We start from the raw sequence: 16428 nt of genomic DNA on the forward strand, positions 1-16428 counted from the left end.
TAATTAAGTGGTTGAATTATAAATAGAATGAATTATGATACCATTATCGGGTATTACATAAATATCACTAGGAGGATTAGAAGGATGAAAGCAGAACTAATTAAAAAAGAGGGTAATAAAGTTACTTTAAAAATAACAGTAGATAACAATAAATTTGAAGCAGCAGTAAATAAGGCTTATAATAAAAGCAGAAATAAATACAATATACCTGGATTTAGAAAAGGTAAAGCTCCAAGAATTGTTATAGAGACTCAATACGGAAAAGGCATATTCTATAATGATGCTATAGAAATATTATTCCCAGAAGTTTATCCAGAAGCTATCAAGGAATTAGATATAGACCCAATAGACAATCCAGATTTAGATATAGAAGAAATAAGCAAAGATAATGGATTAGTTATGGTTCTTAATGTAGAAGTTAAGCCAGAGTTTGAATTAGGAAACTACAAGGGTATAGAAATAGCTAAGGTTGAGAATACTGTAAGTGATGAAGATGTTGAAGCTAAACTACAAGAAATGGTTGAAAAAAATGCTAGATTAGTAAGTGTAGAAGATAAAGCTTTAGAAGATGGAGACACAGCTATAATAGACTTTGAAGGATTTGAGAATGGTGTAGCTTTTGAAGGTGGTAAAGGTGAAAATTATAACTTAGTTATAGGTTCAAACACATTTATACCAGGATTTGAAGAACAATTAGTAGGTAAAAAAGCTGGTGAAGAAGTAGAAGTTAATGTTACTTTCCCAGAAGAGTATCACTCACAAGATTTAGCTGGAAAACCAGTTGTATTTAATGTGAAAATAAACGATGTAAAAGTAAAAGAATTATCTACATTAGATGATGAATTTGCTAAAGATACTAGCGAATTTGATACTTTAGATGAATTAAGAGCAGATGTAAGAGCTAAGTTAGAAGAAGAAGCTAAAAATAAAGCAGATGCAGAGACTAGAAATTCAATAGTAGAAAAAGTTGCTGAAAATACAGAAATAGAAATACCAGAAGTTATGGTTCAACATCAAATAGATAATATGTTAAACGAACTTAACTATCAATTACAATATCAAGGATTTGGATTACAACAATTATTGGAGATGACTGGTAGAACTATGGAAGAATTAAGAGAAGAGAGAAAAGAAGATGCTAAAAAATTAGTTAAATCTTCTCTAGTATTGGAAGCAATAACTAAAGCTGAAGGAATTGAAGCAACAGAAGAAGAATTTAAATCTGAGTTAGAGAAAATGGCTTCTGCTTACAATATGGAAATAGAAAAAATAGAAGCTTCTTTAAGAGATGCTGATAAGGAAGACATAAAAGGACAAATAAAGATAAGAAAAACAATAGATTTATTAGTTGAGAATGCAACAATAGCTTAATAAAAGAAACGCTAACTAACATAGTTGACGTTATGAAATGTTTAGTATATAATGATGTGCAAATATAATTTAGTTAAATGAGTATAATAATTTACAGTAGCTTAGAAAAAGCTACTGTAAATTATATAGAATGAAGGGGGTATAAAACCATGGCATTAGTACCTGTAGTTGTTGAACAAACAGGAAGAGGAGAAAGATCTTATGATATTTTTTCTAGACTATTAAAAGACAGAATAATCTTCTTAGGAGATCAAGTTAACGATGCCACAGCAGGGCTTATAGTAGCACAGCTATTATTTTTAGAAGCTGAAGACCCAGACAAAGATATACATTTATATATAAATTCTCCAGGAGGAAGTATAACTTCTGGAATGGCTATATATGATACTATGCAATACATCAAACCAGATGTAAGTACTATATGTATAGGTATGGCTGCTTCTATGGGAGCGTTTTTGTTGGCAGCAGGAGCAAAAGGGAAAAGACTAGCGCTACCAAATAGTGAAATAATGATACATCAACCATTAGGTGGAGCTCAAGGTCAAGCAACAGATATAGAAATTCATGCAAAGAGAATTTTAAAAATAAAAGAAACTCTAAATGAGATATTATCTGAAAGAACTGGTCAGCCATTAGAGAAAATTAAAATGGATACTGAACGTGATAACTTCATGAGTGCAATGGAAGCCAAAGAATATGGTTTAATAGATGAAGTATTTACAAAGAGACCGTAGATAGAGAGAGGTGTTAATATGTCTAAATATGAAGAAAAACGACAATTAAAGTGTTCATTCTGCGGTAAAAATCAAGATCAAGTAAGAAGATTAATTGCAGGTCCAAATGTATACATTTGCGACGAGTGTGTTGAACTTTGTGACGAAATTATTCAAGAAGAAATAGAAGATACTATAGATGAAGATACTACATCTTTACCAAAACCAAAGGAAATGATGGAGATTCTAAATGATTATGTAATAGGTCAAGAAAAAGCTAAAAAAGCTTTATCAGTTGCAGTTTATAATCATTACAAGAGAATATACAGTAAAAAATCTAGTAGTAAGGATATAGAAATTCAAAAGAGCAATATACTTTTATTAGGGCCTACAGGTTCTGGAAAGACATTACTTGCTCAAACTCTAGCAAGAACTCTAAATGTACCTTTTGCAATGGCAGATGCTACATCATTAACTGAAGCTGGATATGTTGGAGAAGACGTTGAGAATATACTTTTAAAGCTTATTCAAGCTGCTGATTTTGATATAGAAAAAGCTGAAAGAGGTATAATATATATAGATGAGATAGATAAAATTGCAAGAAAATCTGAAAACCCATCTATAACTAGAGATGTTAGTGGTGAAGGTGTTCAACAAGCTCTTCTAAAAATATTAGAAGGTACTGTTGCAAATGTGCCACCACAAGGAGGAAGAAAACATCCTCATCAAGAATTCTTGAAGATAGACACTACTAATGTATTGTTTATATTAGGTGGAGCTTTTGATGGATTAGAGAAGATAATTCAAAAACGTGGTGGAGATAAAACACTAGGTTTTGGAGCTAAAATAGAAAGTAAAAAAGAATTAGATTTAGGAAAATTATATGAAAAAGTACTTCCAGAGGATTTATTAAAGTATGGTATAATACCTGAATTTATAGGGAGAATACCAGTTTTAGCTACTTTAGAACTACTGGATGAAGATGCATTAATGCAGATATTACAGGAACCTAAAAATGCTCTAGTAAAACAATATAAAAAATTATTAGAGTTAGATGATGTTGAGCTAGAATTTGAAGAAGATGCTCTTCGTGCAATAGCTAAAAAGGCTATAGAAAGAAATACAGGAGCTAGAGGGCTTAGAAGTATAGTTGAAAGTGTAATGATGGAAACTATGTTTGAGGTACCATCTAGAGATAATATAAAGAAGGTTATAGTAACAGAGAAATCTGTGAACGAAGACTCAGTAAATCCTATCATAGTACTTAAGGATCAAGAGGAAAGTGCATAAGATGATGAAAAGGAGCTTTAAAAGCTCCTTTTTTTATTTTAATATACTAAATATAAAACTAAATCTCGGCATTATAAAAATGTGAGTAATATACCTAGAACACCAAAGACGAATACAATTGCAATAGAGCCAATTTTTCCTTTATATAAAAGATAAAATGACGCTATAAATGCAATTATTCCATATAAATCCCAATTAACTTCTTTAGCAGATGAAAAAGCTGCTGATAGTATGAATCCTAAAGTAATTGGTCTAAGAACTATCAATAAGTTTTCTACTTTTTTATTGTTTTTAAATTTAGAAAATAACTTTGATATAATAGTTAGACCTATTAACGCAAAAATCGTGACACCAATAGTTGCAGCCAGAGAACCAAAGAAACCTGCAGTCTTAAATCCTACGAATGTAGCACTATTTATTGCTACAGGACCAGGTGTAGATTGTGATATAGCAAGTAAATCCAAAAATTCTTGATTAGTTATAAGGTGGTGTTTAGATATAAATTCTTGTTGAATAAATGGCAGCATAGCATATCCACCACCAAAACTAAATGCTCCTATTTTAAGGAATATTAAGAAGAGTAGTGTTATTTCTGACATAGACTGTATACACCTCCTCCAATTATTAAATAAATAGGGCTTATATTGAATACACCAACAGATAAAACTGCTATAATTAATAGTAGTATGTTAGTTTTGGACTTTGGCAGTTTCTTAAACATGCTCGTAAAAGAATACAATATAAGAGCTATTACAACAGGTGCAACTCCTTTAAAAAATCCATCTAAAATTTTAGACGAGGAATTTTTAAAATACAAATATGACAGTACTAAGACTATACAAAATGATGGTAAAGCAGAACCTAAGGTACATATAAGAACGCCTGGTATACCATAAAGTTTATATCCTAATAATACAGAGATATTAACTGCCAGTACTCCAGGATAACTTTGAGCTATGGATAGAAAATCAATAAATTCTTCTTGCTCTAAAAGTTTTTGTTTGTTTACAAGTTCATCTTGTATAAGGGGAACCATAGCGTATCCACCACCAAATGTAAATGCACCAATTTTTAAAAAGGTTAAAAATAATTTCAACATAATAGAAACCTCCAAAAGATAAATAACATCTAAGTATACTAATAATAATATTATATCATAATAAAATAATAATATTATATTCTAAGAATTTATCATTAATGTTGAAAATTAACTGTTTCGAATATATAATATTAAAAGCAAAATAATTACACTAGAAAAGGAGTAATGTTGATGGAACAAAATTATACTAAAATAGATCATGAATTACCATTAATTCCTCTAAGAGGATTAGCTATATTTCCATATATGATATTAAATTTTGATATAGGAAGAGAGATATCTCTTAAGGCTTTAGACCAAGCTATGATGGATGAAGAGCTTATATTTTTAACATCTCAAAAAGAAGCAGAAGTTGACGAGCCAGGGGAAGAAGATTTTTATCATGTGGGAACAATCTGTAAAGTTAAACAAATGATAAAATTACCAGGAGATACAGTTCGTGTTTTAGTTGAAGGGGTATCAAGAGGTAGAGTAAAAAAAATAGAACAAGAAGAAGGGTATTTTAGAGCAGTAATAGAAGAAATAGTTTTTGATAGTGATAATCTAAATAGTGAGACAGAAATTGAAATCGAAGCATTTGTAAGAAATGTATTTGATGCCTTTGAAGAATATATAAATATTGGAAACAGGGTGTCACCAGAAATATTAATATCTTTGGCTGATATAGAGGATGTAGATAGATTTATAGATACAATAGCTGCAAACATATACCTAAAATCAAGCCAAAAGCAAGAAATATTAGAAGAGTTTGATATTAAGAAAAGACTTGAACTTATCTATTCTATATTATTAGAGGAAATAGATATATTAAAAATAGAGAAAAAAATAACTTTAAGAGTAAAAAAACAAATGAATAAAGTTCAAAAAGAATATTATCTAAGAGAACAATTAAAAGCTATACAGAAAGAATTAGGTGAAGAAGAAGATATAAATTCTGAAGCAGATGAATATAGAGAAAAGCTTAAAAAAATAAAAGCACCTAAGACAACTAAGGAAAAAATAGAAAAAGAAATAGATAAATTTTCAAAAATATCTTCAATGTCTCCAGATGTATCTGTAAGTAGAAACTACTTGGATACTATATTTTCATTGCCATGGAACAAAGAAACAAAAGATAAATTAGATATAACTAAGGCAAAGGCTATATTAGATGAAGACCATTATGGATTAGAGAAGGTAAAAGAAAGAATATTAGAATACCTAGCCATAAGAACCCTTGCTAAGTCGCTTAAAGGTCCTATAATATGTCTAGTTGGGCCTCCAGGAACAGGAAAGACATCTATAGTAAAATCAATAGCTAGAGCATTAAATAGAAAATTTGTAAGAATATCTTTAGGTGGAGTTAGAGATGAAGCGGAAATAAGAGGTCATAGAAGAACTTATGTAGGCTCAATTCCAGGAAGAATAATTAATGGAGTAAAAGAAGCACAAACAAAGAATCCTGTATTCTTATTTGATGAGATAGATAAGATGGCAGCAGATTATAAAGGTGACCCAGCTTCAGCTATGTTAGAAGTATTAGACCCAGAGCAAAACAAGGATTTTGTAGACCATTACTTAGAAATACCTTTTGATTTATCAAAAATACTATTCGTTACAACAGCAAATAGTCTAGGCAATATACCAAGACCGTTATTAGATAGAATGGAAGTAATAGAAGTATCTGGATATATAGAAGAAGAAAAACTAAATATAGCAAAAAAATACTTACTTCCAAAACAAATTAAAGAACACGCTTTAAAAGAAAACTTTATAAAAATAGATGATGAAACTTTAAGAAGTATAATAAACCATTATACAAGAGAAGCTGGTGTAAGAACCTTAGAGAGAACTATTGGTAAGATTTGTAGAAAAGTTGCTAAAAAATACGTTGAAGACCCAACTCTTGAAGAAGTTGTTGTAAATAAATCTGACCTAGAGACATATCTTGGAAAAGACATGTTTAAGTATCAACTTGCAGAAGTTAATCCTCAAATAGGATTAGTAAATGGTCTTGCATGGACAGCAGTTGGTGGAGTGACACTTGAAGTGGAAGTAAATGTGCTTAAAGGTAAAGGTGAAATTGTATTAACTGGAAAGCTAGGAGATGTTATGAAAGAATCTGCTAAGACAGGTATCTCTTATATAAGGTCAATAGTGGACAAGTTTGACATAGACCCTGACTTTTATAAGACTAATGATATTCATATACACATTCCAGAAGGTGCTGTTCCAAAAGATGGACCATCAGCTGGTATAACTATGGCTCTTGCAGTAATTTCAGCACTTACTAAAAGACCTGTACCTGGAAATATAGCCATGACAGGAGAGGTAACTTTAAGAGGTAGAGTGTTAGCAGTAGGAGGGGTTAAAGAAAAATTATTAGCAGCTCATAGAGCTGGTATAACAAAAGTATTAATTCCTAAAGAATGTGAAGCTGACTTAGATGAAATACCAGAAAATGTAAAAGAAAAAATGGAGTTTGTACTTGTAGAACATATGGATGAAGTATTAGAACAAGCTTTATTAAAGAGTGGTGAAAAGAATGAAAATTAGAAGTTCAGAGATAACTATGAGTGCTGTGAATAAATCACAGTATCCAGAAGAAGGAATTCCAGAGATAGCACTAGCTGGTAGGTCAAATGTTGGAAAATCATCAATAATAAACACATTGCTTAACAGAAGAAACTTTGCTAGAACTAGTCAAACACCAGGAAAAACTAGAACTATAAATTTTTATTTAATAAATAATGAATTTTATTTTGTAGACCTTCCAGGCTATGGATATGCAAAGATAGCTAAGTCTGAAAAAGAAAAGTGGGGAGGTATAATGGAAAGATATCTAGAAAGTAGACAAGAATTATGTTCTATATTCCTACTTGTAGATATTAGACATGAACCTACAGCGGATGATAAGCTTATGTATGAATGGATAAAACATTTTGGATATAACTGTGTAGTTATTGCAACTAAGGCAGATAAAATATCTAGAGGACAATATCAAAAACACATAAGTATAATAAGAAAAAAATTACAAATGGAAAGTAGCGAAAAAGTAATTCCTGTTTCTTCGCTAAAGAAGACTGGTGTTGAAGAATTGTGGGAAGAAATTGTAAATCAATACAATCAACATGGATATGAGATAACAGTAGATTAAATTTAAAATATTAAATGTTGCCGTAATACTTGTTTAGATAATCTATGTAAAATAACATTAGATTAGTTTTAATTGTATTAATATCAAAATAAAATATAGGATGCCTAAAAATGGTTTTAATGGTCATTTTTTGGCATCTTTTTAGTTTTTAATACTAAATTAATGATACAATACGTTTTTATGAAAATAAAGTAAAAAAAGAACTTATCGGTTAGGAAAAGGAATTTCACCTTTATAGTTAAAATTATATTTATAGATAAAAGCTAAGATATAGTATAAAAATCTATAATAATTAGATAAGATTAACATGTTATTAGTATTAGATGGTAAGTTTTAAATTTATCAAAAGTATAAAGCTGTAATAAAACTCTTATAATATGAATATCTTAGTTAAGAGATATTGTAAATTATGAGGAGGCGCTAATATGGAAGGAAAGGTAAAGAAGGCATTTCCGGGTGGAAACACATCACAGGGCTCATATTCTTTTTTTGACTATATAATTCCTGAAAATGTAAAAAGAGTTTTTTGTTTAAAGGGTGGACCTGGAGTAGGAAAATCCTCGCTTATGAAAAAAATTTATAAAGAATTTTTGCATAGAGGATATGATATTGATTTATATTACTGCCCTTCTGACCCAAGTTCATTGGATGGTTTAGTTATAAAGAAATTAGGCGTGGTACTTATGGATGCAACTGCTCCACATACTAGGGATCCAAAGCTACCTGGAGCTTTGGACGAGATAATTAATTTAGGTGATTACTGGAATACAGAAGAGTTAGAAAAGAATAGACAGGAAATATTAGTCTACGATAAAGATATTAGTAATGCATTTAAAAGAGCATTTAAGTTTTTAAAATCAGCAGAACCAATCTTTAGAGATATAGAAGAAAAATATTCTGATTGTATGGACTATGGTAAAGTGAATCTAATCACAGAAGAATTTATAAAAAGTTTGTTTGATGGAGTTGAAAGCACAGGAAATTTAAAAAGAGAAAAGCATTTATTTGGTTCAGCTATAACTCCTGTAGGGTGTTTGGATTATACAGAAAATATTTTAAAAGATGTAAAGAAAGTTTATTGTTTAGCTGGAGAAATAGGAACTGGGAAAACTACACTATTAAACAAAATATACAAGAAAGCAATTGAAAAAGGTTTAAATGTAGAAGTTTATCATTATCCACTTATTCCAGAGAAAATTGAGACTGTAGTATTAACTGACTTAGATATAGGTATAACAATAAGCACGATTTTTAAAGAAGAAGATACAATTGATTTAAATCAATTTTTGAATAGAGAAAAACTACTTAAGTATGAAGAGGATATTAAGTTTGATGAAAAAGTCTTAGATGATTTAATTTGTTGGGCTGTGTTAAATCTTAAGAGAGCCAAGTCCAAACATGATATTATAGAAAGTTACTATATCCCTAATATGAGATTTGATGAAGTAGGAAAATTAAGAGACAAACTAATTAAGAGAATTTTAAAATATGAGGAAAACATATAAACACATATGTTTAAAATGAATATCAATTATAATGTATAATTTTTAGTAAACTGGTGTAGCTTTGGAGCTATGCCAGTTTACTGTTTTTGATACTCTCTCCATATCTAAAGTAAGAAGATTTTTGGTGGTTCACTTGTTTATACTTAAACAGTACAATATAGGTGGTAGATTAGCGATAGGATTTTAATGTATGATATTATATACTAAAGATGAATTTTAATATACAATTTTGATATAATAAGCGTATGTAAATGTTTAATATTTAATTAAAGAAAATTATCACATAAAAATAAATTTGTAAGGAGCAATACAGTATGAAAAAACAATATGTGTTTATAATACTAGCAAGTACTATTTTAGGTATACTTGTTGGAACCATATTTAGAGATTATAGAAGTGAAGAAACAGTTTATACAAGTAAGGATAAGTCAATAAGAAAAGAAATAAAAATGACAAAAAAATCTATAAAAGAATTAAGCAAAGAGAAAGGTAAGTTAGATAAAGAGATTGATTCAATGAAAAAAAATCAAAAAAATTCTGAAGAAATATCAGAAATAGAAACTCTTAGAGATAGTCTATCATATTCAGATATAAAAGGTAGTGGAATAATATTAAGTATAGATGCAATAGATGAAAAAACAGGGAATATAGCTAATAGTATAGACTATAATAAGATTCTTGTAAAAGTTATAAATGAATTAAAAGTAAATGGAGGAAAATACATAGAAATAAATGGTCAAAGAATTAATCAATATTCGGAAGTCGTACTTGCAGGAAGCCATATAAATATAAATGGAGTTCCTGTAGCACAACCATATGAAATAAAATGCATTGGGGATAAAGGTAAACTATCTAATTATGTAGATAAAGGGAGTAAATATTTAGATAGCATACAAACAAATTATCCAATGAAAATAAGCATAAAAACTGAAGAAAATATCTCTATGAAAAAAATGAATATACCTAATAAATTAAAGTATATAAAGGGTGATTAAGATTATATTGGAGGAAAGTAGTTTACCAACGTTAATACCAGAAAAACTTGCAAAAAAATATAATGTATTTCCAGTTGAATTTCAAGATGATAATTTAGTTGTAGAAATAGAGGATGAAGATATATATGCTCTACAGGACTTGAGATTAGCTACAGGTAAAGAAATTATATTGAAGAAAGAGAAAAAAGAACTTATAAGTGAAAAGATTGAAAAATATTACAATAGTTTTGAACTTGATGAGGATTATGCAAAAAAATTATTTGAAAATCTTTTAGAAAAAGCTATAAAAGAAAACGCGAGTGATATACATATAGAACCATTTAAAGAACACTTAATAGTGAGAATGAGGGTAGATGGAGAACTAAAGGAAGTATCAAAGTTTTTGGTTGATGTCTATCCATCATTATCTACTGTTGTAAAATTAAAGGCATCAATGGATATAACAGAAAAAAGACTTCCTCAAGATGGTAGAGTAGATATAAAGTTAGATGGTAATTTAATTGACATTAGAGTTTCATCAATACCAACTGTCTATGGTGAAAAAATCGTTTTGAGGATACTTAATAGAGATACTTTCTTAAAAGATAAACTAGAACTTGGTTTTTCAGAAGAAGCTATAAAATCTATAAATCATATAATAAACAAAAGAGCAGGAATATTATTAGTGACAGGTCCTACAGGTAGCGGAAAAACTACAACAGTATATTCCTTATTGAATGATTTAAAAGGTATAAATAAAAATATAATGACTATAGAAAATCCCGTAGAGTATAAGATGGATGGTATAAGTCAGATTCAAGTAAATTCAAAAGTAGGATTGAGTTTTGAGATTGGTCTTAGAGCGATATTAAGACAAGACCCAGATATAATAATGGTCGGAGAAATAAGAGATGCAGAAACAGCTAAGATAGCAGTAAGAGCAGCTATAACAGGTCATTTAGTTATAAGCACTTTACACACTAATGATGCAGTATCTTCCATAGCTAGATTACTGGAAATGCAAATACCACCATATCTTTTAAATGCCTCTCTTATAGGTGTTATATCTCAAAAGCTGGTTAGAAAAGTTTGTAATCATTGTAGTCATGAGATTATGATAAAAGATAATTTTAGTGGAGACGTAAATACTAAAGTAGCTGTAGGTTGTGAAAGATGTAATGATAAAGGATATTTTGGAAGAACAGCAATTTATGAAATCTTAGAAATCAATGATGATATAAAGACATGTATAAGAAATATGGAGGATTCTAGTACTGTTAAAGAAGTGGCACAAAACAATGGAATGATAACATTTGAAGATAGTTGTAAAAGACTAATAAATGAAAAAATAACGACGTTAGAAGAATGTTTAGTAGTAAATGAAATGATTTAACTGAATTGTATAGTTAAACTTCTTTTAGACAGTTGGACTTCATTTAATTTATTTTAATTAAAATGTTTGAGTATAAATTATATTCAAGTAAAATAAAATTAAATGCATTAAATTAGAAAGTATTAAATTTATTTAATTGTAATTAATATAAGTTGGAAGGTATTATAGTATATGAGATTATCTAAAAGTATATTTTATAATTTAGAAAAGTTTTATTTAGTATTAAATAGAATTAGTGATAAAGAAATTAGAATAATTTGCAAAGAGATAGGCATACTATTGGAATCCGGATGTGAAATTACAAAGATATTTGAAATCATTGAGAGTCAGTCCAATAAAAAAGTAAAAAATTTGCTCAATATAGTATCAAATCATATTCAAAAAGGTAACTCAATAGCAGAATCATTTCAAATAACAGGTACATTTTCTAAATTCTTTATAAGCATGATAAAAGCAGGAGAAGCTAGTGGAAACTTAGATGTAATAATGAACGATTTGTCTAACTATTATGATAAAGAATACAAATTAAAAACGAAAATAATAACTATCTCAATCTATCCAATAATACTTATAGTATTATCTATCTTATCAATGCTATTTATATTTATATTTGTAATACCTAATTTTAAGGTGGTTTTTACCAGCAATGGAATTGAACCACCTTTAATAACTAAAATTTTAATGGGAATATCTACAATAGTTACAAATAATTTAGGTTATCTGATATTTTGTCTTATATTGTTTTCAATAGGAAGCATTTATTTCTTTATAACAAATGATAATATAAAAAAATTGATTAATTTGTTAAAGTTCAAAATACCATTTGTAAAAAGAATTAATCAATTAGTAACTACAACAAGATTTTCAAGAGCATTGTCTATTTTGATTAGTAGTGGCATACAAATTGTGGAAGCTATAGACATGTCAGCTAGTGTTATAGACAACGAATTTATTTACGAAAGGTTAAAAATTTCTAATAACTATATAAAAAAAGGCAATAGCATAGGTAAATCCTTGAATCTAGCGAATATTTTTCCTAAATTATTTATTTCAATGGCAAATACAGGAGAAGAAAGCGGTAAACTAGATAAAAGTCTAGATGTAATAAATAAATTTTATGAAAATGAATTAAATAGCAAAATAGAGCAAATAATGAAATTTATAGAACCTATGTTAATTATCTTTATGGGATTAATTATTGGAACTTTTATTTTGGCAATGGTTATTCCTATGTTCGATGCAATTACTAGTTTTTAGGGAGAAAAATAAATTTTATTAGATAAAACTTTTGAAAAGGAGAGAATATTTAATTGATAAATAAAAAACGAAGAGGATTTACACTTGTTGAAATGATTGTAGTGGTAACTATTTTAGGAGTTATATCTAGTATAGCATTAGTTAAGTATAGTAAGGTTCAAGAAAGTGCTAAGTTAAATGCAGACTATACAAATGCCGCTAATATAGTAACAGCAGCTAGTATGGCAATTAATGATGATGAAAAGATAGTAGAATCACTAAGTGTAGAGTCATTAAAGGAAAAGGGATACTTGAATACTGTTCCAGTTCCTCAGAGTACATCAGGTAAATTTGAACTTGTTATAAGCGATAACGGAACGGATATAAGTGTAAATATAAATTCTAAACAATTTTATCCAAAATAGTATTTTATATAGATTGTTATAAATTTTAAAATTTATTTTTATTTAAGAAGGAGATGGCTATAATTAAAAAAATTTTAAATTTAGAGATAAATGATGATTATATAAGGCTTATATTTTTAAGAAAAAATCATAAAAAAGTTTTTATAGATAAATCAATTATAAAAGAGATTAATTTTAATATAAAAAATGATAGTGATTCGGTTGAGAAGATTAAATACATAGAAGATGTAGTTAGATTTGTAAAAGAGGAGATAAGGAAATTAAAAATATCATATAAAACTTTATACTTTAACATTCAAATTCAAGATATAGTCATTAGAAATGTTGAAGTTCTAGATACTAAGAAAAAAAGAGATATATTAAGTATGATTGAATTTGAAATAACACAATATATCCCAATAAATATAAATAGCTATTCAATAAAATATAAAGTTATAAATTCTACCAATGATAAATTGAATATACAAGTAATTCTTTTTCCAAAGAGTATTATTCAATTAGTTGAAAGTATTTCAAAAAGTATAAACATGAATCCAAAGGCTATAAATATAAATTTTGATATATTACAAAAGCTTATAAACTTAGATTTAATAGAGAACTTTTCAGAAGAAGGAGTATTTATAGAATGTAAAAAAAATCAGTTCATTATAAATATAGCGAAAGATAAAAAAATAGAAGAAACATACTTGCTATCAAAGGAAATAAAATCATATGAGTCAGTAAAAAGGCTATTAAGGAATTTTAAGTACATTTATTACTATGGTATAGAAGATTGTTTTATTGAAGAATACTTTAAATATACAGATAAGTCTATTGAAGTAAATCCATTAAGATTAAAAGATAAAGTAAAAGTAGAAAATAATTTTGATACAGGCTTAGAAGATAGTAGCATAAATTATATAAGTAGTATAGGAATGATTATTTAAATGAAAGTATATAAAACAATAAATTTTCTTAATGGATTCAAAAAAACTAAACCATGTAATAAAGTCTATAATGTAATAATAGTCTTAATTTTAACGTGTATTTTATTTAAATCGTTTATGTATATGAAATCTATAAATGAACTTGAAGATTATATAAGTCAAAATAAGTTAGTGAATGAATCAAAACGCACTGTACCAACAACAGATAAAACTAGAGAGAAATTTTCTAAAATAAAAATTAATGAAATAAAAAAAATATATGAAATAGTTGGAATAAATAGTATTACTAGAATTTTAATAGATAAAAATAAGTTGGAGATGGAAGGTGTGTGTAATGATTTAGATGTTTTAGAGAATCTAAGGAAAATAAAGTATATAAAATATTATTACATAGATAGCATTGTAAGAGATGGAGAATATTACAGATTTAGAATAAAAAGTTAGATGGGTGATTATTTTTGAGATTAAATAATAGAGAAAAAAATCTACTTAAAATATTGTTAATATTAGCTATTATATTAGCAACTAATATAATAGTAAGTCCTTTGAAAGAAAATTTAACTAGTTTAGAGAATGAAAAGCAAAATATAATAAATAAAATAAATAGTCAAGATAATTATCAAATAAAGGATAATAAGCATAGAGATGATAAATATATAGAAAGTGTTGAATTAAATAAAAATGAAGAATTGAAAAATAATTTTAATAATTCATTTTTAGATAAAAAAACAAATAAAGATATAGTGTTATTAGTAGAAAATGGACTGAGAGATATTGTGAACATAGAATATATTAATCAAGAAAGTAGTTTAGATAATCATAATAAAAAACAAGTTAATTTAGAAATAAAAGTTAATGGAGAACTTGAAAATGTATTGAAACTTGAAGGTGTAATGAAGAAGTTAAAACTAAACAATAAACTTGAAAAGATAGAAATCAATAAATTAAAAACTAATAATTTTGATGCTCAAAATATTTCCAATGAATATAAACAAGAAAAAGATAATATTGTTGAATGTAAAATGACAGTTAGAGTCATATAACAAAAAAGAATAGATAAAGTAAAAAACTATTATCAATTAATAAAATTTTATAGAGGAATTAGTTTTACGATAATCTATTTCTATAAGAGGGATTGTTAGTGATTTTATCGAAATCATAATTAAAGTTAATATATTGTACCAAAATATAAGTGAATTTAAGAGAATATTTACTTATACTATAGATGGATTAATAAAAAAATGGTATAATAACAAATTGTACTTTAATTTAATAATAAGGGAGTGGAAGTCATATTGTTAGGGAGAAATGAGCTATGCCCTTGTGGAAGTGGCAAAAAATACAAGAAATGTTGTTTAAATAAAGATATTGTTTCAGAAAGAGCATGCAGAAAAACTGAACTTTCACAAAAACAATATACAGATTTATATTCAAAGTTATATGATTATTCAAGACAGGATAAGTTTAAAGACGAATGTAAAAAAGCTAAAGAAATGTTTTATATAATGCAAAATGATAGTGTAAATGAAAAGTTTGAAAGATTTTTTAATACTTATTTAATACAAGACCACATAATGGAAAATAAAAAGGTTATGACAGTTGGTTTTCTTGAAGAAAATGGTGCAAACCTAAGTCAATCAGAAGTATCAATATTAAAAAGTCTATTTGAATCATATGTAAGTATTTATGAGGTAAAAGAAGTTTCTGTTGGAAGAGTAGTCTTAAAAGATTGTCTGAGTGGCAATGAACTTTACACAGAAGATGTAAAACTTCTAAGAAGTTTTAAAATCGGAAGTTGTATGATAGCTAGAATAGTTGATATTGAAGGAATTAACATATTGATAGATGTAACTATAAGTATATCAAATGAGGTTAAAGACATAATTTTAAAAGATATTATGAATTTATTCAATCAATATCAAGGTGTATACAAAGATATGAAGACATTCTTAATTTATCATACGCATATACTATATAAGTATATACAACAGCTTTTAGACCCAAGTATAGCTGAATACTTAAAGAGAGAAAGAGAAAAAAATGATATAAAAGTTAATTCAGAAAGTGGATTAGCTGAAGAAGAATGTAAGGTTTTAGATACTCTTAAAGAAAATGTAGAAAAAGAAAATATAGATGCATGTATAGAGTTTTGGAATGAATATAAGAAAAATCATGAAAATATAAAAGGAGCTGAAAATGGTTGGGCAGCTGCTGTTGAATATTATGTTAAGAAAGAAGCAGGACAACCTATAACTCAAGTGCAAATATCAAAAAAATACGATATAAGCTCTAGCACTCTAGGAAAAAGATACAAAGATTTAAAAATATCTTAATTAATTATAAAAAGCTTTAAGTCATAG

The 16428-nt window shown here is 27.5% G+C and carries 16 protein-coding genes; 14 read left to right on the top strand and 2 right to left on the bottom strand.

All coding sequences use genetic code 11. The features are described 5' to 3' along the window. Nucleotides 1-84: 84 nt before the first annotated feature. The 3 genes from tig (at nucleotide 85) to clpX (ending at nucleotide 3374) form a co-directional block, all read left to right on the top strand. Nucleotides 85-1371, top strand: a complete 1287-nt coding sequence (gene tig, locus IR152_RS05440) for a trigger factor (protein WP_227450788.1) — start codon at nucleotides 85-87, stop codon at nucleotides 1369-1371. A gap of 149 nt (nucleotides 1372-1520) precedes the next feature. Next, complete coding sequence (gene clpP / locus IR152_RS05445) at nucleotides 1521-2105, top strand: ATP-dependent Clp endopeptidase proteolytic subunit ClpP (RefSeq protein WP_227450789.1); 585 nt, start codon at nucleotides 1521-1523, stop codon at nucleotides 2103-2105. Between the two features lie 18 nt (nucleotides 2106-2123). After that, nucleotides 2124-3374, top strand: a complete 1251-nt coding sequence (gene clpX, locus IR152_RS05450) for an ATP-dependent Clp protease ATP-binding subunit ClpX (protein WP_227450790.1) — start codon at nucleotides 2124-2126, stop codon at nucleotides 3372-3374. A gap of 71 nt (nucleotides 3375-3445) precedes the next feature. On the opposite strand, the gene IR152_RS05455 is transcribed toward clpX, so the two are convergent. Together IR152_RS05455 and IR152_RS05460 are read right to left on the bottom strand one after the other, a co-directional pair. Continuing rightward, a complete protein-coding gene (locus IR152_RS05455; RefSeq protein ID WP_227450791.1) occupies nucleotides 3446-3973 on the bottom strand; it encodes a chromate transporter in 528 nt (175 codons plus the stop codon). Next, a complete protein-coding gene (locus IR152_RS05460; protein ID WP_227450792.1) occupies nucleotides 3961-4473 on the bottom strand; it encodes a chromate transporter in 513 nt (170 codons plus the stop codon). Before IR152_RS05460 ends, IR152_RS05455 begins: the two co-directional genes overlap by 13 nt. A gap of 171 nt (nucleotides 4474-4644) precedes the next feature. Here IR152_RS05460 and lon point away from each other — a divergent pair, with 171 nt between their 5' ends. From lon to IR152_RS05515, 11 genes are all read left to right on the top strand, one after another. Continuing rightward, nucleotides 4645-7008, top strand: a complete 2364-nt coding sequence (gene lon, locus IR152_RS05465) for an endopeptidase La (RefSeq protein WP_227450793.1) — start codon at nucleotides 4645-4647, stop codon at nucleotides 7006-7008. After that, nucleotides 6998-7609 (top strand): ribosome biogenesis GTP-binding protein YihA/YsxC, encoded by a 612-nt coding sequence (yihA, locus tag IR152_RS05470; protein ID WP_227450794.1) that lies wholly within the window; start codon nucleotides 6998-7000, stop codon nucleotides 7607-7609. Before lon ends, yihA begins: the two co-directional genes overlap by 11 nt. Before the next feature lie 425 nt (nucleotides 7610-8034). Further along, nucleotides 8035-9114 carry an ATP-binding protein gene (locus IR152_RS05475; protein WP_227450795.1) on the top strand — a complete coding sequence of 360 codons (1080 nt, stop codon included), beginning with the start codon at nucleotides 8035-8037 and terminating at the stop codon, nucleotides 9112-9114. A 314-nt stretch (nucleotides 9115-9428) separates the two neighbouring features. Continuing rightward, nucleotides 9429-10109, top strand: coding sequence for a DUF881 domain-containing protein (locus IR152_RS05480; RefSeq protein WP_227450796.1), 681 nt, complete (start codon nucleotides 9429-9431; stop codon nucleotides 10107-10109). Beyond that, a complete protein-coding gene (locus IR152_RS05485; RefSeq protein WP_227450797.1) occupies nucleotides 10102-11481 on the top strand; it encodes a GspE/PulE family protein in 1380 nt (459 codons plus the stop codon). The genes IR152_RS05480 and IR152_RS05485 overlap by 8 nt, the downstream gene beginning before the upstream one ends. Before the next feature lie 171 nt (nucleotides 11482-11652). Continuing rightward, complete coding sequence (locus IR152_RS05490; RefSeq protein ID WP_227450798.1) at nucleotides 11653-12738, top strand: type II secretion system F family protein; 1086 nt, start codon at nucleotides 11653-11655, stop codon at nucleotides 12736-12738. 53 nt (nucleotides 12739-12791) lie between these two features. Beyond that, nucleotides 12792-13142 (top strand): type II secretion system protein, encoded by a 351-nt coding sequence (locus IR152_RS05495; protein ID WP_227450799.1) that lies wholly within the window; start codon nucleotides 12792-12794, stop codon nucleotides 13140-13142. A 53-nt stretch (nucleotides 13143-13195) separates the two neighbouring features. Beyond that, nucleotides 13196-14068: a pilus assembly protein PilM gene (locus IR152_RS05500; RefSeq protein WP_227450800.1), complete on the top strand. Its 873-nt coding sequence runs from the start codon at nucleotides 13196-13198 to the stop codon at nucleotides 14066-14068. A 123-nt stretch (nucleotides 14069-14191) separates the two neighbouring features. Continuing rightward, nucleotides 14192-14512: a hypothetical protein gene (locus IR152_RS05505; protein WP_227450801.1), complete on the top strand. Its 321-nt coding sequence runs from the start codon at nucleotides 14192-14194 to the stop codon at nucleotides 14510-14512. 14 nt (nucleotides 14513-14526) lie between these two features. Continuing rightward, nucleotides 14527-15111, top strand: a complete 585-nt coding sequence (locus IR152_RS05510) for a hypothetical protein (RefSeq protein ID WP_227450802.1) — start codon at nucleotides 14527-14529, stop codon at nucleotides 15109-15111. A gap of 252 nt (nucleotides 15112-15363) precedes the next feature. Beyond that, a complete protein-coding gene (locus IR152_RS05515) occupies nucleotides 15364-16401 on the top strand; it encodes a YecA family protein (RefSeq protein ID WP_227450803.1) in 1038 nt (345 codons plus the stop codon). The last annotated feature ends 27 nt before the right edge of the window (nucleotides 16402-16428 follow it).

The sequence above is a fragment of the Clostridioides sp. ES-S-0108-01 genome, from assembly GCF_020662285.1.
Classification (GTDB): Bacteria; Bacillota; Clostridia; order Peptostreptococcales; family Peptostreptococcaceae; genus Clostridioides.

Bases quoted from the DNA above. Each gene is read 5' to 3' on its own strand.
- IR152_RS05455 (WP_227450791.1), bottom strand. From the start codon at position 3,973: ATGTCAGAAATAACACTACTCTTCTTAATATTCCTTAAAATAGGAGCA.
- IR152_RS05505 (WP_227450801.1), top strand. From the start codon at position 14,192: ATGAAATCTATAAATGAACTTGAAGATTATATAAGTCAAAATAAGTTA.
- IR152_RS05475 (WP_227450795.1), top strand. From the start codon at position 8,035: ATGGAAGGAAAGGTAAAGAAGGCATTTCCGGGTGGAAACACATCACAG.
- yihA (WP_227450794.1), top strand. From the start codon at position 6,998: ATGAAAATTAGAAGTTCAGAGATAACTATGAGTGCTGTGAATAAATCA.
- IR152_RS05460 (WP_227450792.1), bottom strand. From the start codon at position 4,473: ATGTTGAAATTATTTTTAACCTTTTTAAAAATTGGTGCATTTACATTT.
- IR152_RS05480 (WP_227450796.1), top strand. From the start codon at position 9,429: ATGAAAAAACAATATGTGTTTATAATACTAGCAAGTACTATTTTAGGT.
- IR152_RS05500 (WP_227450800.1), top strand. From the start codon at position 13,196: ATGGCTATAATTAAAAAAATTTTAAATTTAGAGATAAATGATGATTAT.
- clpP (WP_227450789.1), top strand. From the start codon at position 1,521: ATGGCATTAGTACCTGTAGTTGTTGAACAAACAGGAAGAGGAGAAAGA.
- clpX (WP_227450790.1), top strand. From the start codon at position 2,124: ATGTCTAAATATGAAGAAAAACGACAATTAAAGTGTTCATTCTGCGGT.
- tig (WP_227450788.1), top strand. From the start codon at position 85: ATGAAAGCAGAACTAATTAAAAAAGAGGGTAATAAAGTTACTTTAAAA.
- lon (WP_227450793.1), top strand. From the start codon at position 4,645: ATGGAACAAAATTATACTAAAATAGATCATGAATTACCATTAATTCCT.
- IR152_RS05490 (WP_227450798.1), top strand. From the start codon at position 11,653: ATGAGATTATCTAAAAGTATATTTTATAATTTAGAAAAGTTTTATTTA.